The organism is Sphingomonas yabuuchiae, assembly GCF_001477495.1.
Lineage (GTDB): Bacteria > Pseudomonadota > Alphaproteobacteria > Sphingomonadales > Sphingomonadaceae > Sphingomonas > Sphingomonas yabuuchiae_A.
Map to the genome: position 1 here is coordinate 51,677 of NZ_LDTF01000028.1, position 24,868 is coordinate 76,544.

At 66.0% G+C, this 24,868-nt stretch carries 20 protein-coding genes and 1 tRNA gene; 9 read left to right on the plus strand and 12 right to left on the minus strand.

Annotation, left to right across the window (positions count from 1 at the left end):
- Positions 1 to 67: 67 nt before the first annotated feature.
- The 3 genes from NS355_RS07000 to NS355_RS07010 all read right to left on the minus strand — a co-directional run bounded on the left by NS355_RS07000 (position 68) and on the right by NS355_RS07010 (position 4,677).
- The gene (locus NS355_RS07000) at positions 68 to 1,378 is read right to left on the minus strand and encodes a cell wall hydrolase (RefSeq protein WP_058745054.1); all 1,311 of its coding nucleotides are present in this window, start codon (positions 1,376 to 1,378) and stop codon (positions 68 to 70) included.
- A 163-nt stretch (positions 1,379 to 1,541) separates the two neighbouring features.
- Entirely contained in the window at positions 1,542 to 2,948 is a 1,407-nt protein-coding gene (locus NS355_RS07005; protein ID WP_167345420.1) for an HlyD family type I secretion periplasmic adaptor subunit, read from the minus strand.
- A 31-nt stretch (positions 2,949 to 2,979) separates the two neighbouring features.
- Entirely contained in the window at positions 2,980 to 4,677 is a 1,698-nt protein-coding gene (locus NS355_RS07010; RefSeq protein WP_058745056.1) for a type I secretion system permease/ATPase, read from the minus strand.
- A 252-nt stretch (positions 4,678 to 4,929) separates the two neighbouring features.
- On the opposite strand from NS355_RS07010, the gene NS355_RS07015 reads away from it, so the two are divergent.
- The 3 genes from NS355_RS07015 to NS355_RS19395 all read left to right on the plus strand — a co-directional run bounded on the left by NS355_RS07015 (position 4,930) and on the right by NS355_RS19395 (position 9,790).
- A complete protein-coding gene (locus NS355_RS07015; protein WP_058745057.1) occupies positions 4,930 to 7,500 on the plus strand; it encodes a GH12 family glycosyl hydrolase domain-containing protein in 2,571 nt (856 codons plus the stop codon).
- Between the two features lie 118 nt (positions 7,501 to 7,618).
- Positions 7,619 to 9,541 (plus strand): acyltransferase family protein, encoded by a 1,923-nt coding sequence (locus NS355_RS07020; protein ID WP_058745058.1) that lies wholly within the window; start codon positions 7,619 to 7,621, stop codon positions 9,539 to 9,541.
- 114 nt (positions 9,542 to 9,655) lie between these two features.
- Positions 9,656 to 9,790 (plus strand): hypothetical protein, encoded by a 135-nt coding sequence (locus NS355_RS19395; protein ID WP_275934714.1) that lies wholly within the window; start codon positions 9,656 to 9,658, stop codon positions 9,788 to 9,790.
- A gap of 488 nt (positions 9,791 to 10,278) precedes the next feature.
- On the opposite strand, the gene NS355_RS07025 is transcribed toward NS355_RS19395, so the two are convergent.
- Both NS355_RS07025 and NS355_RS07030 read right to left on the minus strand, forming a co-directional pair.
- A tRNA-Glu gene (locus NS355_RS07025) sits at positions 10,279 to 10,353 on the minus strand.
- Between the two features lie 122 nt (positions 10,354 to 10,475).
- Positions 10,476 to 11,849, minus strand: a complete 1,374-nt coding sequence (locus tag NS355_RS07030; RefSeq protein WP_058745059.1) for a class II 3-deoxy-7-phosphoheptulonate synthase — start codon at positions 11,847 to 11,849, stop codon at positions 10,476 to 10,478.
- A gap of 195 nt (positions 11,850 to 12,044) precedes the next feature.
- Here NS355_RS07030 and NS355_RS07035 point away from each other — a divergent pair, with 195 nt between their 5' ends.
- From NS355_RS07035 to NS355_RS07045, 3 genes are all read left to right on the plus strand, one after another.
- Positions 12,045 to 13,076: a M48 family metalloprotease gene (locus NS355_RS07035; RefSeq protein WP_084787647.1), complete on the plus strand. Its 1,032-nt coding sequence runs from the start codon at positions 12,045 to 12,047 to the stop codon at positions 13,074 to 13,076.
- A gap of 66 nt (positions 13,077 to 13,142) precedes the next feature.
- Positions 13,143 to 15,011, plus strand: coding sequence for a methyl-accepting chemotaxis protein (locus tag NS355_RS07040; RefSeq protein WP_153008098.1), 1,869 nt, complete (start codon positions 13,143 to 13,145; stop codon positions 15,009 to 15,011).
- 159 nt (positions 15,012 to 15,170) lie between these two features.
- A complete protein-coding gene (locus NS355_RS07045) occupies positions 15,171 to 15,485 on the plus strand; it encodes a hypothetical protein (RefSeq protein WP_042490260.1) in 315 nt (104 codons plus the stop codon).
- Positions 15,486 to 15,498: 13 nt separating this feature from the next.
- On the opposite strand, the gene cysS is transcribed toward NS355_RS07045, so the two are convergent.
- Positions 15,499 to 16,953 (minus strand): cysteine--tRNA ligase, encoded by a 1,455-nt coding sequence (cysS, locus tag NS355_RS07050; protein WP_058745061.1) that lies wholly within the window; start codon positions 16,951 to 16,953, stop codon positions 15,499 to 15,501.
- A gap of 386 nt (positions 16,954 to 17,339) precedes the next feature.
- On the opposite strand from cysS, the gene rpsU reads away from it, so the two are divergent.
- Positions 17,340 to 17,546 (plus strand): 30S ribosomal protein S21, encoded by a 207-nt coding sequence (gene rpsU / locus NS355_RS07055; protein WP_007404630.1) that lies wholly within the window; start codon positions 17,340 to 17,342, stop codon positions 17,544 to 17,546.
- A gap of 146 nt (positions 17,547 to 17,692) precedes the next feature.
- Positions 17,693 to 18,268: an FKBP-type peptidyl-prolyl cis-trans isomerase gene (locus NS355_RS07060; protein ID WP_058745062.1), complete on the plus strand. Its 576-nt coding sequence runs from the start codon at positions 17,693 to 17,695 to the stop codon at positions 18,266 to 18,268.
- 759 nt (positions 18,269 to 19,027) lie between these two features.
- Here the strand turns inward: NS355_RS07060 and NS355_RS07065 are convergent.
- The 4 genes from NS355_RS07065 to wecB form a co-directional block, all read right to left on the minus strand.
- Positions 19,028 to 19,300: a hypothetical protein gene (locus NS355_RS07065; protein ID WP_244489584.1), complete on the minus strand. Its 273-nt coding sequence runs from the start codon at positions 19,298 to 19,300 to the stop codon at positions 19,028 to 19,030.
- A 161-nt stretch (positions 19,301 to 19,461) separates the two neighbouring features.
- Positions 19,462 to 20,220: a metallophosphoesterase family protein gene (locus NS355_RS07070; protein ID WP_058745063.1), complete on the minus strand. Its 759-nt coding sequence runs from the start codon at positions 20,218 to 20,220 to the stop codon at positions 19,462 to 19,464.
- A 72-nt stretch (positions 20,221 to 20,292) separates the two neighbouring features.
- Positions 20,293 to 21,555, minus strand: a complete 1,263-nt coding sequence (wecC, locus tag NS355_RS07075; protein ID WP_058745064.1) for a UDP-N-acetyl-D-mannosamine dehydrogenase — start codon at positions 21,553 to 21,555, stop codon at positions 20,293 to 20,295.
- A complete protein-coding gene (gene wecB / locus NS355_RS07080) occupies positions 21,539 to 22,669 on the minus strand; it encodes a non-hydrolyzing UDP-N-acetylglucosamine 2-epimerase (RefSeq protein WP_058745065.1) in 1,131 nt (376 codons plus the stop codon). Before wecB ends, wecC begins: the two co-directional genes overlap by 17 nt.
- 113 nt (positions 22,670 to 22,782) lie before the next feature.
- Between wecB and galU the strand changes: the two genes are divergently transcribed.
- Positions 22,783 to 23,643, plus strand: coding sequence for a UTP--glucose-1-phosphate uridylyltransferase GalU (gene galU, locus NS355_RS07085; protein ID WP_058745066.1), 861 nt, complete (start codon positions 22,783 to 22,785; stop codon positions 23,641 to 23,643).
- A 200-nt stretch (positions 23,644 to 23,843) separates the two neighbouring features.
- Here galU and NS355_RS07090 read toward each other — a convergent pair whose 3' ends face one another.
- Together NS355_RS07090 and NS355_RS07095 are read right to left on the minus strand one after the other, a co-directional pair.
- Positions 23,844 to 24,200 carry a hypothetical protein gene (locus tag NS355_RS07090; RefSeq protein WP_058745067.1) on the minus strand — a complete coding sequence of 119 codons (357 nt, stop codon included), beginning with the start codon at positions 24,198 to 24,200 and terminating at the stop codon, positions 23,844 to 23,846.
- The coding region (locus tag NS355_RS07095) for a HesA/MoeB/ThiF family protein (protein ID WP_058745072.1) at positions 24,197 to 24,868 on the minus strand (672 nt) is incomplete at its 5' end. The genes NS355_RS07090 and NS355_RS07095, both read right to left, overlap by 4 nt.

Genomic DNA, 24,868 nt, shown 5'->3' on the forward strand with positions numbered 1-24,868 from the left:
TATATGTTCGTTCGGGACGTGTAGGACATCCCCTTTCCGCCAGCGGGACGCGATTGCGGCCCGGCGATCAGCTGGTGCCCGGAATACACTGGCTGGTGTCTTCGCGCGCGACTTCGCGGCAGTTCCACCGTGCCGTCTCGTTGCCGGGACCCAGCCGTTCGTAGAGGAAGGTCGCGGTCCGTCGCGCCTGATCGCTGACCCGGTTGTCGCGCGGCACGCTGGCGGCATCGCGCCACCCGGCCACCCGGCAGGGGGTCCGCCCCTTGCACAGCTTGTAGGCGATCAGGGCATAGCTGCCCGCAAAGCCGCCGGGGGTGAGTTGCAGGATGAAGCTGGCCTGACTCGGATCATAGCCGCGCACGCTGTTCCCGCCCAGATCGGCGGCGGGCAGATCGACCGACGGCATGGCCGGCGCTTGCGCCAGTTCGGTGGAGGTCGGCACGGTCGGATCGGGCAGGGTGGGCGTGCCGGGCGTTTCCTCGGACGGCACCATCAGGCTGGCGATGCGCGGATCGATCGTCTCGCCGCCCGCATAGTTGCGGCGCGACGCGGCGGGTTCGCCCCAGCCGCCGGGCCAGCGATAGAAGAGATGGGTATGGACCTGGGCAATCTTGACGAGCTGGCTGCGCCAATAGGGGACGACCCAGTCGGTGTGATAATGGGTCGCCTGACCGACCGGGCTGTAGACGAAGCCGGTCAGGGCCAGTGTCGCCGCCTGTCGCGCGCGCTGCCAGATCGCCGGGACCGGGCGGCGGGTCAGCGCGCCGTCGCAGGTGAAGGTGAACTGGCAGCCGGTGCGCCGCTCCGCGCCCTGGAACACCACGCCGCACACCGTCGCCGGAAAGGCCGGGTGGCGGACGCGGTTGAGTACGACCTGCGCCACCGCCGCCATGCCCGCCGGATCGTTACCGGCCTCATAATAGGCCGCCGCGGCGAGACAGGTCGTCGCCTGTTCGCGATCCGCCGCCGCCGTCGTACTGGGCAGCGAGAAGGGTCGGGCGGCGACCAACTGCTTCGGAAAGAAGGGCTGCTCGGCATTTTGCCGCCGGGCTTCGTCCGGCGTCATCTCGATATTGGTGTTGGGTGCGATTTCCGGCGGCGGGGCGGCCAGCGGGTCGGTGCCCTGGCCCGCGCGGCCGTGCAGTCGCTCGACAGGCAGGCGGTCGCCTCCCGTCACGCCGATCGGTGCATTATAGGCGGACCAGACGAGATAGGCGGTGCCCGCAAAGGCGAGCAGCACCAGCATGAGCAGCAGCCCCAGAAAAGCGGGCGGCACCGGCTGCCGCATCGCGCGAGGGCGAAATTCGGGCAGCAGCTCTTCGGGATGGGGGGCGTCCGCGTTCGGGCGCGACGGCCGCGATGGGGAGGGATCATCCACAGGGCGGGCTTCCTGACATCGCGCGGCTTGTAGAGTGTGTCGGGCAGGCGGCGCAACCGCTACCTGCCCGAGCGATGTGTCTTAGATCTGGATTGAAAACGCGCGAATGGGGCAACGGGCGCGGTGCCGCGAAACGTGCCATCGGCACGTTTCAAACGGCCTCTTAATGCTCGCCGCCGCTGCGGCGGAAGACCTGAAGCAGCGGCTCCAGCCAGTAATCGAGTAGGGTGCGGCGGCGCAGCGTCACCATCACCTCGGCGGGCTGGCCGTTGCGCAGGGTCTGGCCCGGCGTGCTGGCCCGGATCGCATCGATCGCGGCGCGCGGCACGGCGACTTCGCCGGTGAAGTAGCGCGTGCCGGTCTTTTCTTCGACCACGCTGGCGGCCGAGACGCGGGTGATCTTGCCCTCGACCGGCGCAAGGCCGCGATTGGCGAGTTCGGGGAAGCGGATCTCGGCCTTCTGACCCACCGCCAGATCGTCGGCATCGGCCGGGGCGATCATCAGGTCGACGGTCAGCGGGCGGGCGTCGGGTACGATCTCCATCAGCTTCTGGCCCGGCGCGATGACGCCGCCCACGGTGGATACGGCCAGGCCGACGACCTGGCCGGACACCGGGGCGCGGACGATCTGCTGTTCGACCTGGCGCCGCAGTGCGGCCCATTTCGGCATCAGCTCGCCCAGCGACTGTTCGACCGTGGCCAGGCGTTGCGACGCCTCCACCTGCTGCTGGCTGCTGACCTGAAGCGCCTGCATCCGCGCCTCGCCGATCTGTTCGCGGGTGGCGGCGGCGCTGGCGCGCAGATTGGCGCTTTCGCCGACCAGCGCGGCATTGGCGCGCTCCATCGCACGGACCCGGTTGATGCTGGCGAAGCCGCGCTTGGCCAGCTGGCGCAGGCCGTCGGTTTCGTCGTCGATCAGCTTCGACTGGCGGTCATTGGCCTTGATCTGGTCGCCGATGCCCGCGATCCGCGCGGACAGCTGCGCCTGTTGCTGCTGGACGATGCCGTTGCGGGCCCGCGCCTGGCGGTACCAGTCGGCCAGCTGATGTTCCTGCAGCGCCAGCGCGTCGCGCGCGAGCACCGCGTCCTCGCCGGTCAGGCCGATGAAATCGGCCGGAGGCGCGATGGTGGTCGCGCCGCTCTGTTGCGCCATCAGCCGGGCGCGTTCGGCCTGAAGCCCCAGCGCCTGCGCCGCGAAGGCCCGCTCGCTGGCCCGGACATCGCCGCCCGCCAGTTCGATCAGGATGTCGCCCGCATGGACATGCTGTCCTTCGCGGACGTGCAGGCTGCGGATGATGCCGCCGTCGCGGTGCTGGACGGTCTGGACGTTGCCCGCCACGCCGATGGTGCCGGAGACCGTCGCGGCGGCGTCCATATGAACGAAGGTGGCCGATGAGACGAGCGCCACCGCACAGGCCGCGACCAGCCAGCGGCCGATGCGCGATTCGACGGGGACATGATCGATAGCCGCAGGTGAGACGGCCGGGGCCGAAGGCGGCGTCGAGGGAGACGGCGCGAACGGCGCGAGGAGCCGGTCGACCACCGGATTGCCGGAGAGGATGGCGTTCATGGGAAAGCTCTTCTTTTCGCGGGTGTCGGGGTCAGGCGGCGTCGGCGACATCGGTCCGCTGACCGATGCGTTCGATCCGGCCGTCCTTCATGACGAGCAGGCGGTCGGCGGCGGCGATCAGCGATCCGTGGTGAAGCGCGACGATGACGGTCGCCTTGCGGGCCCGCAGCGCCCGGATCGCCTTGTCGAGACAGGCCTCACCCTCGGCATCCAGGCTGGCATTGGGTTCGTCCAGGATCATCACGCAAGGGTCGCCGTACAGGGCGCGGGCCAGGGCGACGCGCTGGGCCTGACCGGCCGACAGGGTCACGCCGCCATCGCCGATCACCGTATCATAGCCCTGGGGGAAGCGCAGGATGACATCGTGGATCCCCGCCGCCTGCGCCGCACGGACCAGGCCGGCATCGGTGGAGGCAGGGTCGGCCAGTTCGGTGTCGAAGCGCGCGATATTCTCGCGCAGCGTGCCCCGGAACAGGGTCGGCGACTGCGGCAGATAGCCGATGGCGCGGCGACGCTGATCGACCGGCCAATGGGCGAGGTCCGCGCCGTCGAGTCGCACGCTGCCGCGCTGCGGCTCGATCGCCCCGGCCAGCGCGCGGAGCAGGGTGGACTTGCCCGAGCCGGACGCCCCGGCGACGACGATCATCTCGCCCGCCTCGACGCTGAAGTCGATGCCGTGCAGGATCGCCTGGGCGGGCTTGTTCGGATCGGCGACGACGCGCAGTTCCTCGACCCGGATCTGTCCGGTCGGCTCGGGCAGGGCGGGGGGCGCCACGCTGTCCTCGCGGGCCAGCAGCGCGTCGAGCGTCTCATAGGTCGCGCGCGACTGGACGATGCCGCGCCAGGTCGCCGTGACCAGCTCGATCGGTTGCAGCGCGCGCGCCATCAGCAGCGACGAGGCGAAGATTGCGCCCGCCGAGACGCTGCCGCGAATCGCCAGCCATGCACCGAGGCCCAGCGCCAGCGACTGGAGCGCGAGACGGGCGGCCTTGGTGATGCTGACATAGGTGGCGGCGGTGAAGCCCGCGACCGTCTGGAGCCGCGCGCTTTCCGAACGGTGGCGCAGCGCGCGGGTGGCGAGCCCGTCGGCCATGCCGAGTGCGACCGCGACCTCGCGTCCGCGCAGCATCTCGTCGATCGCGCCATAATGGGTCTGCGATGCGCTCAGGGCGCGACGGGCGGGTTCGGCCGTCGCGCGCCCGTTCAGGACCGACAGCAGGATCAGCAGCGCACCACCGACCAGCGCCAGCGCGCCGAGGGCCGGATGAACCAGGAAGCAGATGACGAGGTAGATCGGCGCCCAGGGGGTGTCGAACAGCGCCATGACCCCGGCCCCGGTCAGCGTCTGCCGTGCGGCATCGAAGTCGCGCAGCACGGCGGCGGTCGCCGCCTCGCTCCGCCGTGCGCTCAGCAGGCGATCCATGATCGGGCGGGCCAGCTGGTGGTCCAGCCGCTCGCCTGCGCGCACCAGCAGCCGGGCGCGCAACAGGTCGAGCGCGGCGCTGGTCATCACCGCGAGCAGGAACATGCCGGTCAGCATGGCCAGCGTCGCGCCGCTGCGCGCGGGCAGGGCGCGGTCATAGACCTGCAGCATGTAGATGGAGGGCGCGAGGTACAGGATGTTGACCACCGCGCTGAACAGCGCCGCATCGGCGAAATATCGACGGCAGGCGCCGCGTGCCTGCGCCAGCGTGGAACTGGTCGGTGACGAAAAAATCAAGCGGAGCATGATGTTAATCTCTCGGCGAGCGGGACCGAACAGAGGTGCCGTGCTTGGCGTCGTTTAGCGCCGATCCGGTTAAAGAACGTTGAAAGGCCGGTCGGGCCGCTTTGGGCCCTAAATATCGCTAACTGCTTGAGATAACGGTTACTGCGGCGTTCATCTCGTTACGAATTGGTTAACGGCGCCTTTGCCAGTTCTCTGAAACTATCATTGGAATTCGGCGGGTTACCTGGAATTCGAACCAAGAGGGTTATCCGCATGTATCTGAACGCCAAGAATGTCGGGCTGTCGCTGTCGGCGGCTAGCCAATCCACCCGTTATGCGACGGTCGCGAACCCGATTCTCAACGGGACGGACGCCAACGAACTGTTGGGCGGGACCACCAATTCGGTCCTGTCCGGCGGCAAGGGCGACGATTATTACGTGCTCTGGGATATCACCGGCAAGGCGATCGAGAAGGCCAATGAAGGCAATGACACGGTCGAGGTGAAGTTCGCGGGCGGCTACATCCTGCCCGACAATATCGAGAATCTGGTACTGAACTCGCCCTGGGCCTGGTGGGGCACCGGCAACGCCCAGGACAATATCCTGATCGCGGGCAATATCGGCGCGACGCTCGACGGCGGCGGCGGCAATGACGTGCTGGTCGGCGGTGCGGGCGCGGACGTGTTCAAGGTCACGGCGGGCAAGGGTTCGGACGCGATCTACAATTTCCAGTCGGGGTGGGACAGCGTCCAGCTTCAGGGCTATGGCATCGCCAGCTTCGCGGACCTGAAGGCCGCCGCGACCCAGGTCGGCGACGACGTCCAGATCGGCTTTGCCAATGGCGAAAAGCTGGTGCTGCGCGGCGTGCAGCTGAACAACCTGACCGGCGCCGATTTCGGCTTCTCGTCGATCGGGGGGACGGTGAACGCCAGCAAGATGGCTTTGGGCGACACCACCACCAAGATCATGAACGGCGCGACCAACGCCTGGAACACCAACGGCGTCTATCTGCTCAACCTGGCGTGGAATCCGGGCAGCCTGAAGTACGGCACCGATTACCAGATCGAATCGGTGTTCAATCAGGCGGATACGAGCAAGAACGCGACATTCAACTGGGCCTTCCCGGTGTCGACCGACCCGAATTTCAGCATCAAGGCCTATCCCAGCATCATGTTCGGGGTCAGCCCGTATGGCGATACCAAGAACGTCGCCGACACCGCCCACACCTTCCCGGTCAAGCTGGCCGACCTGGTTTCGATGACGGCCAATTTCGACGTCGCCATCGCCGGGAACAAGGGCGGTTTCAACGTCGCCTATGACATTTGGTTCACGAACACCCCCAATGGCGGGCCGTCGACCGTGACCAATGAGATCATGATCTGGACCCACAAGGGCACGTTCGATGCCTTCGGCACGTTGCTGGGCGACTTCAATGCCGGTGGCGTGAAGGGCAAGGTGTACAACTCGGGCACCTATACCGCGATCGTCGCCGACACCGACATGATGGCCGGATCGATCGATATGGCCGCGGTGTTCAAGGCGCTGACCAAGATGGGAATCCTGTCGACGTCGAACTATCTCGCCTCGGTTCAGCTGGGGTCGGAGGTGAATTCCGGCGTCGGCACGCTTAAGGTGAACAACTTCTCGCTGTCGGTGGAGACGAGCGACCAGAAGGGCGGGACGATCCTGAAGGAAGCGAGCGGCGCGGGAACCACCGTGACCTACAAGCCCGCCCCGACGACCGAAGCCAAGCTCGCTCCCGTCGTCGAGGTGCCCTCGGCCGTCAGCAAGCTGATTGCGGCGGGTGCGCAGAAGATGCTGGATGCCGCCGGCGTCGCGATCGGGGTGCAGCAGATCAACAAGCTGACCGCCAACGCGACCGAAACGCTGCGCTACGACCTGTCGGGCACCCTGATCGGGCGCGAGGTGGTCGAGAAGAACGGCTTGACCACGATCTCGCGCTATGACGCCAAGGGCGGCATGATCGGGGCCGACCAGGTGTTCGTCAACGCCGCCTCGACCGTGACCAAGCATTACGGCCAGTGGTGGTCCTATCAGGGCTATGACCTGACCACCAAGAATGCCGCCGGTGCGACGGTCGTCCAGCATTACGACGCGAAGAACACGCTGGTGTCGACCGACGCGACGCGCATCCTGAACGGTGCCACGGTCAAGGAATGGTGGGACCAGAAGACGGGTGCCGCCGGGGTCGTCTCGACCACGCTCGACGGCAATGGCAACGGCAAGATCGAATATCTCGACGGCAAGTGGAAGCTCGTCAATTATGATGAGTACAGCAATGCCAGCGGCGTCGCGACGATCAAGCATTTCGACGCCACCAAGACGCTGACCGGTGGCGAAGTCAGCTTCGTCGATGCGGGCGGGGTCAAGGTCCAGGAGAATCATGACAAGGCCTGGGTCGTCACCGACCGGCTGTTCACCGGCACCGCGGGCGCGGACACGATCGTTCTGAAGGACGGGACCAATGCGGTGCACGGCGGTGCGGGTGCCGATGTGATCTGGGCGGGCAAGGGGGCGGACGCCTTCTATTTCGAGACACCGATCACATCGGATGTCGACACGATCCACGATTTCTCGACGACCGACGACTCCATCTATCTGGACAGTGCGATCTTCGGGAAGCTGGCGACCAGCGGTGGTGCGCTGGCGGCCACGGCCTTCGCGGTGGATGCGGTGCGGGATGCGAGCACGCGGATCATCTATGACAGCAAGACCGGCAACCTGCTGTACGATGCCGATGGCACGGGATCGAAGGCGGCCGTGGTTTTTGCCCATCTCGATCCGGGCCTCGCTCTCAATGCGGGACACTTCCATCTGATTTAGGGTGCCGTGCCGCGCTGCGGCACGATAGAGGTCAGCGACAAGCCGCGGCATGCAAGTGCCGCGGCGATTCGCATGACAGCAGGGAAGATGCCGGTTGGGGGTTAAGGGATCGGAGTCGATGCGCGCCGAGGCGCGGCAGGACGGACCCGTAGCGGCAAAGGGTCATTTCCACCCGACCTTCCGTCCGGAGATCGAGGGGCTGCGCGCCGTCGCGGTGCTGCCCATCCTGTTCAACCATGCCCATGTCCGGGGCTTTGGCGGGGGATTTGTCGGCGTCGACATCTTCTTCGTGATCTCGGGCTTTCTGATCACGATGATCCTGACCCGCGACGTGGCGGCGGGGTCCTTCTCGATCGCGCAATTCTATCGCCGTCGCGTGCTGCGCATCTTTCCGGCGCTGTTCGCGATGCTGGCCGCCGTCACCGTGATGGCGGCGGTGGCGATGACGCCCAACGAGCTGGTGCTGTATGCCCGCTCGCTGGTCGCCACCATCTTCTTCGTGTCGAATATCCAGTTCTATGCCGACACGGGATATTTCACGACCGCGGCGATGAGCCGACCGCTGCTCCACACCTGGTCGCTCGCCATCGAAGAGCAATTCTACATCTTCTGGCCGCTCCTGCTGGCCTTCGGCGCGGGCCGGTCGCGGCGGCTGTTGTGGCTGTTGCTCGGCGGTGTGGTCGTGGCGTCGCTGGCCGCTTCGGTCTGGATGGTGGTGCGCGAGCCTGCGGCTGCCTTCTACCTCATCCCGTTCCGTGCGTGGGAACTGGGCGTCGGCGGGCTGCTGGCGCTGCTGCCCTCGTCCGAGCGTCTGCCGCGCCTGGTCCGCGAGGGGCTGGCGGGTCTTGGCCTGCTCACCCTGTTGCTGTGCATCCGCTATTATTCGGACACCATGTATTTCCCCGGTGCGGCGGCGATTCCGCCCTGTCTGGCGACCTGTGCGATCATCTATGCCGGGCGGTCGACCCTGACCGGTGCATTGTTGTCGATCGCGCCGCTGCGCTTCTTCGGGCGGATCAGCTATTCGCTGTATCTGTGGCACTGGCCGGTGATCGTCTTTTCCGCGCTGTGGCTGTTCCTGCCCAATGTCGATCCCAAGGTGATTGCGGGCGAGATCGTCGTCTCGATCCTACTGGCCTGGCTGTCCTACCGGCTGGTGGAGCAGGGCCTTCGCGCGCCCATCGCGGCGCTGCGGACCGGGCCGCTGCTGCGCGGAGCGGGGGCGGCGATGGCGGCAGGGGCGCTGATCGCGGGTGGCATCGTCGCGGCGAACGGCTTTGCCGGGCGCTACGACGCCGGGCGCCTGGCGATCGCCAAGGTGGTCGATGGCGATCATGAAATCAGCTATCGCCGGGGAAGCTGCTTCCTGATTGCGGCCGAGGATCATTTCGATCCAAAGCGTTGCCTGACCCCGATGGGCCATGGCCCCCGCATCCTGATCCTGGGAGACAGCACGGCCGCACATCTGTGGCCGGGCTTTGCCACCACGCTGTCGCATTATGCCGTGACCCAGGCGACCATGGCGGGCTGCCCGCCCCAGATCGCGGACAAGAGCAAGGATTTGCCGTGCCTCCGGTTCTTCGACCGGACCCTGCGCCAAGCAGCGCGCGACCGGACCACCGATGCAGTGGTGCTCGCGGGCAACTGGCAGTCGGCGGATGCGGACAAGATCGGCGCGACCCTGGCCGAGTTGCGTGGGTGGGGGCTGAACGTCGTGCTGGTCGGCCCATTGCCGCGCTACGACGCCGCCCTGCCGCGCCTGTTGTTCTTCGATTCGTCGCAGAGCGGCGCGCTGGCCCAACAGCATCTCGATTCGACCATCTGGCCCATCGATGCGAAGATGCGCGAGGCGGCGAAGAAGGCTGGCGTCACATATTTTTCGGCGGTGGAGGCGCTGTGCTCCGGCGGCAAATGCCGGAATACGGACGCCAGCGGACTGCCGTTACAATTTGATTATGTTCATTTAACCACGCCGGGATCGACTATCGTGGTGTCGGCGATGCGGCCAGTGATAGACCGGGCGATTAACAGTAAGCGATGAAAACGCGCAGGCGCCGCCGAAATTTTTAAAATTTCCAGTTGCGATTTGCATGATGGCGGCTAACCTTGTTTCATAATCGGACGGCAAAGAATCGTACCGATGAGGAGAGGTTAAATGCGTTACGATTCGCTGGCTGCGCCCCTGTCCGAGCTGGACAGCCCCCCTTCGCAGAAGAGTGTCCTGTCGGTCATGGTGCTTGCCGCTGCCAGCACGCTGGTCTGGGGCGCCCTGATCGCGTTGGTCGCTTAAATCTTCACTGTCGGGCGGCATCACGTGCCGCCCTGTTATTCGTCGGCCTGTGATCCGTCGACCGGGCGCGTGGCGGTTTTAATCGCGACATTATGCACCCCCAACGGCCCATTGGGCCTTGGCCGTCTGTCCGGCATTCGCCACCTCGCTATGATCGACGATTTGTACGGCGCGGTGGGCGGGCGTGCCGGACGCCGATGACGCTGCGACAGGTTCGCGCCCGGCTATCCGCATTCGGCATGGATGCGTTGCCGCCTTTGCCGCCAAGATTTTTGGATTCCAGTTCGGAGTCAGGCGCAAGATCGCTCTATGCAGCCCGGATCGGCTGACTTCCGCCATCGATGGTAAATCCATTTCCACACCGATAACGCGGCGCCAGTTCTTCGCGATAGCGAATGCTGAATGGCCCGCACGACGCGGCGCGCCTGCGATGTCGGGGAATGGAGAATCCGGAGAATGTGCGGAATGTCCACGCTTTGCTGTGAAGCTGGTGACCCCTACGAGAATCGAACTCGTGTTTTCGCCGTGAGAGGGCGACGTCCTAACCGCTAGACGAAGGGGCCGTGTGCAGTGGAGCGGCGCAATTAGCCGGGGCGGGGGCGGGCGTCAAGCGCTTCCCCGAAGAAAGCTTCAGAAAAATGAAAGGGCGGGATGACCTCGAGTCACCCCGCCCTTTGTGGGCCGATTACGCCGCGTCCTTGCGGCGTTCGGACATTTCCTCGTTCAGCATTTCGGCCAGCAGGAAGGCGAGTTCCAGGCTCTGGCCCGCATTCAGGCGCGGGTCGCAATGCGTGTGATAGCGATCGGCCAGCGACTGCTCGGTCACGTCGATCGCGCCGCCGGTGCATTCGGTGACGTTCTGCCCGGTCATCTCGGCATGGATGCCGCCCGCATGGGTGCCCTCGGCGCGATGGACGGCGAAGAAGCCGCGCACCTCGGCCAGGATGCGGTCGAACGGGCGGGTCTTGTAGCCGGTCGCCGCCTTGATCGTGTTGCCGTGCATCGGGTCGCAGGACCAGACGACCGGATGCCCCTCGCGCGTCACCGCACGGACGAGCTTGGGCAGATGCGCTTCGATCTTGTCATGGCCGTAACGGGTAATGAGCGTCATCCGTCCGGCCACGCGGCCGGGGTTCAGCGTGTCGAGCATCCGCAGCAGCGCCTCGGGCTCCAGGCTGGGGCCGCACTTGACGCCGATCGGGTTGCCGATGCCGCGCAGGAACTCGACATGCGACGAGCCCTCGAAGCGGGTGCGGTCGCCGATCCACAGGAAATGGGCCGAGGTGTCGTACCAGTCGCCGGTCAGCGAGTCCTGACGCGTCAGCGCCTGCTCATAGGGCAGCAGCAGCGCCTCATGGCTGGTGTAGAAGCTGGTCTGCGCCAGTTGCGGAACCGACGCCGGGTCGATGCCGCATGCCGCCATGAAGTCCAGCGCCTCGCCGATGCGGTCGGCCATCTCGCTATATTTCTGCGCCCAGGGGCTGCGGCCCATGAAGTCATGGGTCCAGCGATGCACCTGGTGCAGGTTCGCATAGCCGCCTTGCGCAAAGGCGCGCAGCAAGTTCAGCGTCGCGGCCGACTGCGCATAGGAGCGCAGCATCCGCTGGGGATCGGGCACGCGCGCCTCGGGGGTGAAGGCGATGTCGTTGACATTGTCGCCACGATAGCTGGGCAGCTCGACGCCGCCAACGACCTCGGTATCGGCCGAGCGTGGCTTGGCGAACTGGCCCGCCATGCGGCCCAGCTTCACCACCGGCAGCTTGGAGGCGAAGGTCAGGACGACCGCCATCTGCAGGATGACGCGGAAGGTGTCGCGGATGTTGTTGGCGCTATGCTCGGCAAAGCTCTCGGCGCAATCGCCACCCTGGAGCAGGAAACCCCGGCCCGCCGCCACCTCGGCCAGCTCGGCGGTCAGGTTGCGCGCCTCGCCCGCAAAGACCAGCGGCGGATAGGTCGCCAGCGTCTTGGTCGCGGCGTCCAGCGCATTCTGGTCGGGATAGCGGGGAAGCTGGCGCGCTTCGGCGTTGGTCCAGCTGTCGGGGGCCCAGTTCGCGGCCATGATCGTCCTGCTCTTTCGTCTTCTTTGGTTTCGACCATCGCCCATGCGCCGATTCGACCCCATACGCAATGAAGTTGGCGTTTGAGCCCCCCAAGTCGCCTGCTTTGTTGCGCCTGATACCAGTTTGCGCCGAATGGCGGCCGATTGCGGCGACCGGCTTTGCGGATTTGGGGCAGAGGCGGTAGCGGAGGCACGATGTCGCGTGCCTCCATCCTGTCGTCGGCGGTCGTCGCCTTGTCCGCCTTCCTGCTGTCGGTGCCGGATCGTGCGCCCGCCGCGCCTTTGATCGCGGTCGAGAAGACCGACGACACCGCGTTCTTCGGGGCAATGCGCGACGCGGATCTGCGGCTGGCGACCATCGCGTGGAAGCTCGCGACGGCGAACGCCGCCATCTGTCCCGAGCGGGCACCGACCCCCGGCATCGTGATCCATGCGATCGACCAATATGACCCGGGCGTGCGCAAGGACCTGCCCGCGATCTTCGGCTTCGAGGGGCCGGTCGCGGTCGAGGCGGTGGTGCCGGGCAGCGCGGCGGCCAAGGCCGGGGTGCAGCCGAACGACACGATCGAAGCGGTCGACGGCAAGCTCTTCGCGGTCAACCCGGCGGGCGCGTCGCAGGCGAACACCGCGACCCGCGATGCCGCGCAGCGCCAGATCGCCGCCGAGCCCGCGGACCGGCTGCTGCGCCTGACTCTGTTGCGCCAAGGTCGGAAGCGCGAGGTGACGGTGGCGGCCCAGCCCGGTTGCCGGTCGCGTTTCGAGATGCTGATGGGGCCGGGGCTGACCGCGTCGGCGGACGGCGATATCGTCCAGATCGGATCGCGCTTCTTCGAGCGGTTCGACGACCGGATGATCGCGGTCGTCGTTGCGCATGAATTCTCGCACAACATCCTGCACCATCGCGACCGGCTGGACGCGGCGGGCGTGAAGCGCGGCATCCTGTCGGAGTTCGGGCGCAACGGGCGGCTGTTCCGCCAGACCGAGACGGAGGCCGATCTGCTGGGCGTCAACCTGATGCGCAATGCGGGCTATGATCCACAGGATGCGGTGCGCTTCTGGCGCGAGCATGGCGGCGAGGTCGATGGCGGTATCTTCCGCAGCCGCACGCACCCATCCTCCTCGGCGCGGGCCGATGCCGTCGCGGCGGAGATCGCGGCCATACCGGCGGGCGCGCCGACGCCCTATCGCCCGCCTCTGCTCGACCGAACTGGGGCGGCATTACAATAGGTTGGAAGTGTAGGCATTTAACAAACCGTTTGTAGTTGGGGTCTATGCCGGGTGGGAATCGCGGGCATGACAGCGCGCGATGTGTCGGGAATCGCCATGCTTTCATCCTTGCCCATACCCAAGAAGATCGGCTTGTCCTTCGCGCTCGTCATCATGACGGTATTCGTCATGATCGGCGTGCTGTGGTGGGCTTTCGCCCGCATTCAGGCGACGACGTCGGAAAGCAGCCACGCCCAGGACATCTATGGCTACACGCTGGAGATGGAGGGCGGGGTCCAGCGCGAAAACAGCCAGATGCGGGGTTTCCTGATCACCTCCGACGAAGCCTATCTGAAGCAGTATTTCGAATCGCGCGCGACCGAGATACAGTCCGCGGCCAAGCTCGACGCGCTGCTGGACAATGATCCAAAGGCCCGCGCGGCGGTCGCTCGGTCCCATGAGCATATGCAGGAATGGCGCCGCACGATCGGTGATCCGCTGATCGAGCGCAGTCGCACCGACCGGGAGGGCGCCCAGCAATGGCTTCGCGACAATAGCGAGCGGGTTCGAGTCACCACGGTCCTGCAGGCCTTGCGCGATGTCCGGGCGCAGACCGTCGCGGAATTGAAGAATGTGCGTGCGGCTCGGAAGACGGCGCTGCTGACCGGGCAATGGAGCCTGGCGATCGGGGCGGTGGTGATGATCGGTGTCGCGGCGGCGATGGCGATGCTGTTGTCGCGCGCGCTGGGGCGGCCGATCGTCCGGCTGACCGGAATCATGGAAGCCTTGTCGCGCGGTCGCAACGATATCGCCGTTCCCGATGCCGAACGCGGCGACGAGCTGGGCAGCATGTCGCGGGCCGTCGTCGTTTTCCGCGACGCAGCCGTCGCCAAGGCGCGCGCGGACGCCGAACAGAATGAGGTGGTCGAACGGATCGGCGGCGCGCTGGGCCAGTTGGCCGACTCGGACCTGACGGCCCGGCTTTCGGGCTTCCCCGCTTCCTATGCGGCGATCGAGCGGGACTTCAACACGGCCGTTTCGCGTCTGTCGGGCTCGCTGGGCGCGGTACGGGTCAATGCGGCGGGGATCAGCAGCGGCGCGGTGGAGATGAACGAAGCCGCCGACGATCTCGCCCGCCGTGCCGAGCAGCAGGCGGCGAGCATCGAGGAAACCTCGGCCGCGATGAACGAGATCGCCCAGTCGGTGACGGCGGCGGCGACCAAGGCGCAGTCGGCCGAGGGGATCGTCCGCAAGGCGAGCAGCGACGTCGCCAACAGCGAGGCGATCGTCCGGCGTACCGTATCGGCCATCGGCGACATCGAACGCTCGTCCAACGAAATCGCCGAGATCATCGCGGTGATCGACGGCCTGTCCTTCCAGACGAACCTGCTGGCGCTGAACGCAGGCGTCGAGGCGGCGCGCGCGGGTGATGCGGGCAAGGGCTTTGCCGTCGTCGCCTCGGAAGTGCGTGCGCTCGCCGAACGCTCGGCCGAAGCGGCACGCGACATCAGCGCCCGCATCACGACCACGGTCGAGCGGGTACGCAGCGGCGTGGAACTGGCCAACAAGACCGACGAGTCGCTACGCCTGATCGCAACGGGGATGCAGGACATCAGCGGGCTGGTCGAATCGATCGCGGGTGGCGCCTCCGAACAGGCGACGAGCATCCAGCAGGTGAATCTGGCGATCAACGACATGGACGGCGTGACTCAGGCCAATGCCGCCATGGTCGAGGAAGTGACCGCCGCCGTGCGCGCTTTGTCCGCCGAAGCCCGCGCGCTGGAGGAGCAGGTCAACCGCTTCCGCGTCGACGAGACGGTGACGGCACGGGCCGCGCCGGTCGCTGCCATGCGCCGCCCGATAGCCGCGGCGCCCGCCCCGGTGCGGCGTGCGCCGAGCCCGATCCAGGGCAATCTGGCGGTGAAGCAGGAGGACGACGACTGGAGCAGCTTCTGATCGCGGGCTGACATCGTTGTATCGTTGAATGTCGATCCGGCCTGAAAGGCTCGCAATCCCACCCGAAGGATTGCGGGCCTTCTCGCATTTCGGCGCGGGGCAGGGGCCTCATGCGGTGCGGGGATTGTAAGTCGCGTTCCGCCGGGGCAAGCGGCGGCCATGGATATTCCTCAACGCTATGCCGATTTCATCCAGTGGATCGGCGACGGCACCGGCATGGCCGACAGTCTGTTGCACGTTCATGCGGGCATGGCGGTGCTGTTCCTGGCGCGCATCCTGACTCGCAAGTCGCTGGCAACGCCAATCCCGCTCGCCTGCGTCGCGCTGGCCGAGGCGGGGAACGAGATTCTCGACCGGCTGCATTACGGGTCGTGGCGCTGGACCGATACGCTGGGCGACATCGCCAACACCATGTTCTGGCCGACCGTGTTGTTCATCGGCCTGCGGATGCGATCGCCGCGCGGGCGGCGCTGAACCGGCGGAGGGCTTAACCCTCGGGCAGCACCGGCCTCCAGTCCCAGCCTAGCGGGTCCCCGTCCATCACCTCGACTCCAGCCGCGATCAGCGTGTCGCGAATCGCGTCGCTCTTCGCAAAGTCCTTGTCCGCCCGCGCCGCACGACGTTCGACCAGTTGCGCCTCGATATCCGGCTCGCTCAACGTGGCGGTCTTGGGTCGGGTGCGCAGATCGGTGCGGGTCAGCGTTGCCAACTGCAACCCCAGCGTCGCATCGAAATCGGCCAGCGCGGCGATTCGCACGCCCGGCGACAGCGTCTTGTCGCCCAGCATCTCGTCCAGCACCGGCAGCGCGCGCGGTGTCGCCAGATCGTCCGACAGCGCGGCGTCCAGCCGATCGCGATAGGAGGCCGCATCGCCCTTTTCGGGCGCATCGGCGCGGGTGCGAAGCCCCTCGACCGTCTGGACGAGGCGCTTGAGTCGCACCTGCGCGGCGGCCAGCCCGTCCCAACCGAACTCCATCTCCGACCGGTAATGCGCCTGAAGGCACATCAGGCGATAGGCGAGCGGGTGGAAGCCCCGATCCATCAGCGCCTGGAGCGTCAGGAAATCGCCCGACGACTTGGACATCTTGCCGGTGCGGTCGACCAGGAAATTGTTGTGCATCCAGATGTTCGCGCCGCTGTCGGCGGTGCAGCTATGCGCCTGGTTCTGCGCGATCTCGTTGGGATGGTGAATCTCGCGGTGGTCGATGCCGCCGGTATGGATGTCGAACTGCGCGCCCAGATATTGTTTGCTCATCACCGAGCATTCCAAGTGCCAGCCGGGTGCGCCCGGACCCCAGGGGCTGTCCCATTCCATCTGGCGATTCTCGCCCGGCGCGGAGGCGCGCCAGATGGCGAAGTCGGCCGGGTGGCGTTTGCCCGCGACCGGATCGATCCGGCTCTCGCCCTCGTCATCCTGATGCCGGGCGAGTCGGCCATAGTCCGGCACGGTCGTCACGTCGAAATACAGGCCGTCGGGCAGGCGGTAGCAGTGCTTCGCCTCGATCGCCTTGGCGAAGTCGATCATCTGCGGGACATGTTCGGTCGCCAGCGGGAAGCGGGTCGGCTCGGCGATGCCCAGATCCTTCAGGTTCTGCTTGAAGGCATCGGTGTAATGCGCGGCGATCGCCCAGATATCCTGTCCGCTCTTTTTCGCGGCGGCCTCCATCTTGTCGTCGCCCGCATCCGCGTCGGAGGTCAGATGGCCGACATCGGTGATGTTGATGATATGGGTCAGCGGCCAGCCCTTCCACCGCAGCACGCGCGACAGCGTATCGGTGAAGACATAGGCACGCAGATTGCCGATATGGGCATAATTATAGACGGTCGGCCCGCAGGAATAGACGCGCACATTGGCCGGATCGATCGGCCGGAAGGTCTCCGACCCGCGGGTCAGGCTGTTATACAGGGTCAGCGGCGTGGCGGGGGAAGCGGGGACGGTCATGGCGCTTGCCTTAGCCATGTCGGCTCGCGGCTGAAAGAGGCCCCGGTCCGGCGGACCGGACCGGGGCTGACGCGGTGACAGGGGAGGCACCGTGCCGTTTCGTTCCTGGGCCTGAAAGGCCCGTGAACATGTCAGGGTGCCCGGCATACGGGAGTTAGCCGGGCAGCGACGCTTCTAGGGGGCGGGGGATCACCGCAGCATGGCCGCCACATGACAAGCACGTTCATATCAGGCCCTTCGGGGCCGAGTGGAGGATGCCGTGCGGCGAAGCGATTTCCGATCCAGCGGGTTGTCATCGGGCGACCACGCTGCTAGGAGCGCCCGACGATGCGGCCACAGTTGTTCTGCGGCCGCTTTATCCTGTTTTGCCGGAGCAATTCGTTTTTATGCAGATCATCGTTCGCGACAACAATGTGGATCAGGCCCTTCGCGCGCTCAAGAAGAAGCTGCAGCGGGAAGGCGTGTATCGCGAAATGAAGCTCCGTCGCCATTACGAGAAGCCCTCGGAAAAGCGCGCTCGTGAGCGTGCAGCGGCCGTGCGTCGTGCCCGCAAGCTGGAGCGCAAGCGCGCCGAGCGCGACGGCGCACGGTAAGCGTCTCGCCGGGCGGTGCCGTGATCCTTTCGCATTTCGCGGAAGGGGCGGCGCCGCCCGGCATCGGCCGAATCGCATGAGGCGAATCGGTCTGCGCTTCGAGCGCCGCATTCCCTGAACGCCCACGCACAGAGCGAGAAACAGGCATGTCCGTAACCGCTGTTCCCCTTCGTCCCGTCCGGCGTTCCTATCTGGTCTGGATATGGGTTGCGGTGGTGGCGGCCGTGATAGCCGCTGCCTTGCTGGCGCGTCAGGGCGATGCCGCCCTGGTGCGCGAGGCGCGCGGCGCAGGCGTCACGACGACCGCGTCGGGTCTTCAGTACAAGGTGATCGAGCCTGGTCAGGGCGGGGCGCACCCGACCGCGACCGATGTGGCGCTGGTCAACTATACCGGCCGCCTGATCGACGGCACCGTCTTCGACGCCTCGAAGCAGCCGACCCCGATGCCGCTGTCGAGCGTGCTGCCCGGCTTTGCCGAAGCGCTGAAGCTGATGCCCAAGGGTTCGAAGTACCGTTTCTGGCTGCCTGCCAAGCTCGGCTATGGCGACCATGCGAACGGCCCGATCCCTGCCAATTCGGAACTGGTGTTCGACGTCGAGATGATCGACTTCATCCCCGAATCGGTCCTGCGGCAGATGCAGGCGCAGCAGTCGATGATGGGTGGTGCCGGTGGTCCTGGCGCGATGCCCGGCGGTGCTCCCGGCGCACCGTCGCCCCGCTAAGACGCGCGCTTAGCCCAAGCGTTTCCCATCGGATCGCGATCGCCGGAGCCCTACAGGGTTCCGGCGATTTTGCGTTTGGCGATCGGGCCATCGTGGCGGACCCGGCGTGTCGAAATGCTTGCTGCTGGAGAACGGCTACCGTTCACCGCGCGATCCACGCCGCGAAGGCCCGAGTACGGTTGCTATGTTGGGGGCACGGCCGCCGAACCCGCTTGTTTCGTGGGGGAAGGGCTTGGAAGTGAATACGCCCTTTTCCTTAAGGGGCCCAAGGGCGCATCCATATGGCCCCCGCTCGTCAAGGAACTTCCTCGCCCCTTATCTCTTGAGGATGGCTATGCTGCCATTGGGCGAGGTCATCGCACTCCAAGTCGCGGACAGGCAGGCTCGGGTCTCGTAGAGGGGCCAATCCGGTGGAGGACGCAAATTTTGCGATAGCCTCATGGGCTTGGTTCGCCCAGCCAAGTGCATTGCTGCAAATCTTGGCGAATGAGGATGCGCTTGGACGTCGCTAAGCGCCATGTCGCTTCCTCGCGTCTCTCAATGAGATGCTTTCCAAGGCGCCGGCATCAAGGTCCTCCAGCGTCAAAAGCATAGGGCAGCACGTACCGCACGCCTGGGAGGAAATCGGCAGTCTTCTCATGTCGATCATCAACATCGGGGACGTGTCTCACGAATGAGGCAAACGAACCCCGTCTTCACCAGACAAAAAAATAGCGGCCCGAAGGCCGCTATTCCTTTCAGCCGTGAGGCTGAAGCAACTTAGTTGCTGTCGGCCGAATCGTCCGAGTCGGCGACGACAACGATGCCGGCGACGACGGCAGCAGCCGCCAGAACGGCGACGAGGATGCCACCGCCGGCCAGGCCGTTCTTCTTGGCAGCCGGAGCCGACGCGCGGACCGACTTCGAAACCGAAAGGCTGGCAGCCGGGTTCGCAGCCATCGCCGGAGCAACGGTCATCGAAACGGCGGCAGCGGCGACGAGAAACTTCCCAAGACGCATGTCTAACTCCCTTAAAAATGTCAGCAGGGCCATGGCACGCGAGCCGTCCCAAGGCAACCCCACCAACGAGTATGGGACAGATATGCTCCCACACTGATGCGGCAATGCAACATTACTTTACCGCCCTGCGGCTATACGTTGCTTTGCCGCTCAACGGAATGCCCCGGCAAACGTTTCGCCTCGGTAAAGAGACGTCAGGTGGAAAAAATCTCTCGCGCCTGATCTTCCAGCATCAGCGCCGTCAAACGGTCACTCTGATAGGCGCCGGTGTCGATCCCGATGCGATGCGGCAGAAATTCTGCCTCTTCGGCGACCGTATGGCCATGGACGACCATCTTTTCGAGTGGGGCGCGGTGATCGAGGAAGGGATCGCGGATCCAGCGGGTCTCGGCCAGCTTCTGTTCGGCGATCGGGATGCCCGGGCGCACACCCGCATGGACGAAGGCATAGTCGCCCAGAATCATGATCTCCTTGAGGTCCGACAGGAACAGCTGATGCTCGGGCGGCACCACGGCCTTCAGCCGTTCTGCGACCTCATTATAGTCTAGCCGCTCATACTCTTCCCCGGAGACGCCGTAGCTGAGCATCGTCTCGCGCCCGCCGATTCGGCAGAACAGGCGCAGCGCCTTGTCGTCGCCGTCGATCGCACGGAGGAAAATCTCCTCATGATTGCCCATCAGGCAATGAACGTGCTCATCGCTGGCGCTGAGCTGGCGGATGCGCTCCACGACCCCGGCCGAATCGGGACCCCGGTCGACCAGATCGCCCAGGAAGATGATGTGGCGTTCGGCGGGGGGACGCGCGGCGTGATCCGCCTCGATCCGCGTCAGGATGGCATCGAGCAGGTCGAGCCGACCATGGATATCGCCAACGGCATAGACCCGCAGACCGGGCACCATGGCGGGTACGAAATCAGGAACGCGCTTTCGTAGATTCAACAGCTTGGCAAGCATGGATGGTCTGATATCCGCTATAGGCGGTTGTGCTTAGTCCCGACCATGCGCTCGCGCAATGCGACGTGGGCCTCAGCTCTGGTCGGGCCACAGCCCGCGCGTGTCCAGAACGGTCTTTCCCCGACGTTCGTCGAGCGGAACGGATCGGAAAATATCGTGGTCGACCAGAACGATCATCGCCCCGCAAGTTTCCAGCGCGGTGTCGATGTCGATCAACCGCGCTCCCGTCCCGTCAAAGGCGCGGGGCAGGGTGGTGGCATAGGGTTCGACGATATGGACACGCTCGCCGAACCGGGCGGCGAGGGCGGCCGCGACCTTCAGCGCGGGGCTTTCGCGAAAGTCGTCGATATTGGCCTTGAACGCGAGTCCCAGGCACGCGACCGGTCCGTCTTGTGCCTCGATCATCGCGGCCGCGCGGGCGATGATATGGTCGGTCTTGCCGTCATTCACCTCTCGTGCAGTGCGGATCAGGGGCGTGTTGGTCGGGTCGGCGGCGACCAGGAACCAGGGGTCGACCGCGATGCAATGGCCACCGACTCCCGGGCCGGGCGACAGGATGTTCACGCGCGGATGGCGATTGGCCAGCCGGATCACCTCCCACACATCGACGCCTAGCGTGTCCGCCACCAGGCTGAGTTCGTTGGCGAAGGCGATGTTGACGTCGCGAAAGGCGTTCTCGGTCAGCTTGGTCATCTCCGCCGCGCGTGCGGTGGTGGTGACGCAGGCTCCGCGCACGAAGCGCCGGTAAAAGGCCAGCGCCTTGCGTGCGCAACGCGGGGTGATGCCGCCGATGACGCGGTCATTGTCGATCAGTTCGACCAGGATACGCCCAGGCAGAACGCGCTCGGGGCAATAGGCGATGGCGAGATCGGCCTGCTCGCCCGGCCGGGTGGCCCCCGGCAGCTTCAGGTCGGGGCGTTCGCGCGCGATCAGGTCGCGGACCTGCTCGGTCGTGCCGACGGGCGAGGTCGATTCGAGGATCACCGTGTCGCCGCTCTTCAGCACCGGCGCGATCGCTCGCGCGGCATCCAGGACGAAGGTGATGTCGGGTTGGCGTTCCGTGGTGAACGGTGTCGGCACCGCGATGACGAAGACATCGGCCGGGGCGACGGTCAGCGAGGCCTTCAGGCTGCCACGTGCGACCACGCCCGATACCAGGCCGTCCAGATCGACCTCCTCGATATGGACGCGGCCCGAATTAATCGTGTCGACGACCGAGGGGGTGACGTCGACACCGGTCACCATCGCGCCGGTCCGCGCGATGATCGCAGCCGTGGGCAGGCCGATATAGCCCAGCCCCATCACCGTGACCGAAAGTTCAGAGTCCAAGGGCATGGGTCATGATCCTGTTGATCTGCTCGGCGGTATTGCCTGCACCGAACGGATTGTGGGCGCGCGCCATGGCGGCATAGCGGTCTGTATCGTCGAGCAGTGCGAAGACTTCCGCAGCGATCCGGTCCTCATCGGTGCCGATCAGCCGGGCCGTGCCCGCCGCCACGCCTTCGGGGCGCTCGGTCGTCTCGCGCATGACGAGCACCGGCTTGCCGAGTGCGGGGGCTTCCTCCTGCACACCGCCCGAGTCGGTCAGCACGATCTGCGCGGCATCCAGCGCACGGACGAATTGCGGATAGTCGAGCGGCGCGATGCGCGCGATGGCGGGATGTTCGCCCAATATCTCGTCCATCACCGCCACGACATTGGGGTTGGGATGCATCGGGAAAAGGATGCCGACATCCTCCCGCTCGGCGATCCGGCGCAACGCGCGGGCGATCGCGGCCATGCCGTCGCCGAAATTCTCGCGCCGGTGCGTCGTGACCAGCAGGATTCGCTTGCCCGCCAGCCGCGCCAGCACGGGATCGATCCCAGACGCCAGCGTCGGATCGGCGGTGATCCGTGCCCTGGTCCAGTGGAGGGCATCGATCACGCTGTTGCCGGTCACATGCACCCGCGCCGGATCGATCCCCTCGGCGCGCAGGGCGGCGGCCGCCGTTTCGGTTGGCGCGAAGTGCAGGGCGGCGATCGGCGCGATCATCCGCCGGTTCACCTCCTCGGGCCAGGGCTGGTAGATATCGCCCGAACGCAGCCCCGCCTCGACATGGGCGACCGGTATCTTGCGGTAATAGGCGGCCAGCGCGCCGGCCATGGCGGTCGCGGTATCGCCCTGCACGACGACCATGGCGGGACGCTCGCTATCCATCACCTCGCCCAGCCCGGTCAGCAGCCGTGCGGTCAGCCGGTCGAGCGACTGGCCTGGTTCCATCAGGTCCAGATCATGATCGGGCACAAGCCCCGCGATATCCAGCACCTGGTCCAGCATCCCGCGATGCTGCGCGGTCACGCAGACCCGGACCGGCACGGCACCCGAGTCGCGCAATGCCCTGACAACAGGGAACAGTTTGATCGCTTCCGGCCTTGTGCCGAAGATGATGAGGATCGGGGCGCGCGTCATCGTGCGATTCGTAACCTGTCGCTTTTAAGGACACCCTAACCGCATCCCGCTGGCGCGAGGCTATGTTGCGCCGCACGATACGGCTAGAGGCAGATTGATTCAGGGAGTGTTTCATGACGATCAAGAAGGTTCGCAAGGCTGTTTTCCCGGTAGCGGGGCTGGGGACGCGCTTTCTGCCCGCGACCAAGTCGATGCCGAAGGAAATGCTGACCGTCGTCGACAAGCCGTTGATCCAGTACGCCGTCGAGGAAGCGCTGGAAGCGGGGATCGAGCAGATCATCTTCGTCACCGGCCGCGGCAAGGGTGCGCTGGAGGATCATTTCGACATCTCCTACGAACTCGAAGCCACGATGAAGGCGCGCGGCAAGTCGCTCGCGGTGATCGAGGGCATTCGCCAGAAGCCGGGCAGCCCCGTCTATGTCCGCCAGCAGGAGCCGCTGGGCCTGGGCCATGCGGTGTGGTGCGCGCGTGAGATCGTCGGCGACGAGCCCTTCGCGGTGCTGCTGCCCGACGAACTGATGGTTGGCGGCTTCATGAAGCAGATGGTCGAGGCCTATGACCAGGTCGGCGGCAACGTCATCGGCGCGCTGGAAGTGCCCGACAGCGAGACCGACAAGTACGGCATCATCTCGCCCGGCAAGCAGGACGGCCGCCTGACCGAAGTGACCGCGCTGGTCGAAAAGCCCAAGGGCAAGGCGCCGTCGAACCTGATGATCCCCGGCCGCTACATCCTGCAGCCCGAGGTGATGCAGATTCTCGACGCGCAGGAGCCGGGTGCAGGCGGTGAAATCCAGCTGACCGACGCGATGGCCAAGCTGATCGGCAACCAGCCCTTCCACGGCTTTACCTTCGACGGGCAGCGTTATGACTGCGGCGACAAGGCGGGCTGGCTGACCGCGAACCTGGCGCTGGGTCTGGCGCGTGAGGATATCGGCCCGGCGGTGCGCGAGTTCGCGACGAAGCTGCTCGGCTAATAGGGTTTCTACGTGGTTGAAGAGGGGCGGGGCCGAAAGGCTACCGCCCCTTTTTCATTCCTCCCCTGCAAGGGGAGGGGGACCAGCGAAGCTGGTGGAGGGGTGTCGCCGGTTGTGAGTGAGACCCGCTCTCGCCGGGCGCGACACCCCTCCGTCAGGCCTTCGGTCTGCCACCTCCCCTGCAAGGGGAGGAATGAGCATTAACGCTCCCGCCGGTCCGCCCGCCGCGCGAGCCAGCCGAAGGTCAGCAGGATCACCGTCGGGCATAGCATCGTGTTCCAGATGTCGAACCAGCTGGCGGGCAGATTGCCTTCATCGGTGGCGTAGAAGGGCTGAAGCAGGTCATAGGCTTCGTTGACCGTCTCGATCACCAGCACGGTCAGCCAGCAGCGCCAGTCCCAGGGCTTGCGCCGCATGATCAGCGCCGAAAGGGTCAGGATCGCCATCCCTGCATAGGCGTGGAGCGTACTGTCGGGCAGGCCGGTGACCTGCCCGATCCAGCCCTTGTCTCCCGTCCAGTCGAGCCAGCCCGACGGCGGCGTCGGCCGCGCGCTCATGCCGCCACCGCGACCATGTGAGCGCACCGACAGCCGGGGTCCTTGGGCAAGGCGAGCGTGCGGAACCGCATGGTCAGCATGTCGGCGATCAGGATGCTCCCCGCACTGTCCCGTCCAAATGGCGCGGCGGCGCGTAAAGCCTCCAGCGCGGCGAGGCTGCCCATCACTCCCGTCACCGGCCCCAGCACGCCGTCATCGGCGCAGGTCAGCCCGGCCTGGTCGGCCGCTTCGCCGACGAAGCAGCGATAACAGGGTTTGTCGGCTTCCCAGCCGCGATAGACAGCCAGCTGCCCCTCGAACTGCCCGACCGCCGCCGAGACGAGCGGGATGCGCAGGGCCAGCGCGGCATCGGCCACCGCCAGCCGGGTCGTGAAATTGTCGCAGCCGTCCAGGACGACATCGGCGTCCTCGATCAGGGCGGCGGCGTTGTCCGGCGTCACCCGCACCCGGTGCACGGCGACCGTCACATGCGGGTTGAGTCGCGCGACATGGGCGGCGGCGGCCTCCACCTTGGGCGTGCCGCGATCCTCGGTGGTGAAGATGGTCTGGCGCTGCAAATTGGATGACTCGACCACATCGTCGTCGATCAGTACCAGCGATCCGATACCCGCCGCCGCCAGATACTGGATGGCGGGGGAGCCGATGCCGCCCGCGCCGATCACCGCGAC

Coding starts and splice junctions, on each gene's coding strand:
- NS355_RS07090 (WP_058745067.1), bottom strand. CDS start 24,200: ATGAGCGCGCGGCCGACGCCGCCGTCGGGCTGGCTCGACTGGACGGGA.
- NS355_RS07010 (WP_058745056.1), bottom strand. CDS start 4,677: ATGCTCCGCTTGATTTTTTCGTCACCGACCAGTTCCACGCTGGCGCAG.
- galU (WP_058745066.1), top strand. CDS start 22,783: ATGACGATCAAGAAGGTTCGCAAGGCTGTTTTCCCGGTAGCGGGGCTG.
- NS355_RS07035 (WP_084787647.1), top strand. CDS start 12,045: ATGTCGCGTGCCTCCATCCTGTCGTCGGCGGTCGTCGCCTTGTCCGCC.
- NS355_RS07005 (WP_167345420.1), bottom strand. CDS start 2,948: ATGAACGCCATCCTCTCCGGCAATCCGGTGGTCGACCGGCTCCTCGCG.
- NS355_RS07070 (WP_058745063.1), bottom strand. CDS start 20,220: ATGCTTGCCAAGCTGTTGAATCTACGAAAGCGCGTTCCTGATTTCGTA.
- NS355_RS19395 (WP_275934714.1), top strand. CDS start 9,656: ATGCGTTACGATTCGCTGGCTGCGCCCCTGTCCGAGCTGGACAGCCCC.
- NS355_RS07020 (WP_058745058.1), top strand. CDS start 7,619: ATGCGCGCCGAGGCGCGGCAGGACGGACCCGTAGCGGCAAAGGGTCAT.
- NS355_RS07040 (WP_153008098.1), top strand. CDS start 13,143: ATGACAGCGCGCGATGTGTCGGGAATCGCCATGCTTTCATCCTTGCCC.
- wecB (WP_058745065.1), bottom strand. CDS start 22,669: ATGACGCGCGCCCCGATCCTCATCATCTTCGGCACAAGGCCGGAAGCG.
- NS355_RS07015 (WP_058745057.1), top strand. CDS start 4,930: ATGTATCTGAACGCCAAGAATGTCGGGCTGTCGCTGTCGGCGGCTAGC.
- rpsU (WP_007404630.1), top strand. CDS start 17,340: ATGCAGATCATCGTTCGCGACAACAATGTGGATCAGGCCCTTCGCGCG.
- cysS (WP_058745061.1), bottom strand. CDS start 16,953: ATGACCGTCCCCGCTTCCCCCGCCACGCCGCTGACCCTGTATAACAGC.
- NS355_RS07030 (WP_058745059.1), bottom strand. CDS start 11,849: ATGGCCGCGAACTGGGCCCCCGACAGCTGGACCAACGCCGAAGCGCGC.
- NS355_RS07045 (WP_042490260.1), top strand. CDS start 15,171: ATGGATATTCCTCAACGCTATGCCGATTTCATCCAGTGGATCGGCGAC.
- NS355_RS07060 (WP_058745062.1), top strand. CDS start 17,693: ATGTCCGTAACCGCTGTTCCCCTTCGTCCCGTCCGGCGTTCCTATCTG.
- wecC (WP_058745064.1), bottom strand. CDS start 21,555: ATGCCCTTGGACTCTGAACTTTCGGTCACGGTGATGGGGCTGGGCTAT.
- NS355_RS07065 (WP_244489584.1), bottom strand. CDS start 19,300: ATGGCCCTGCTGACATTTTTAAGGGAGTTAGACATGCGTCTTGGGAAG.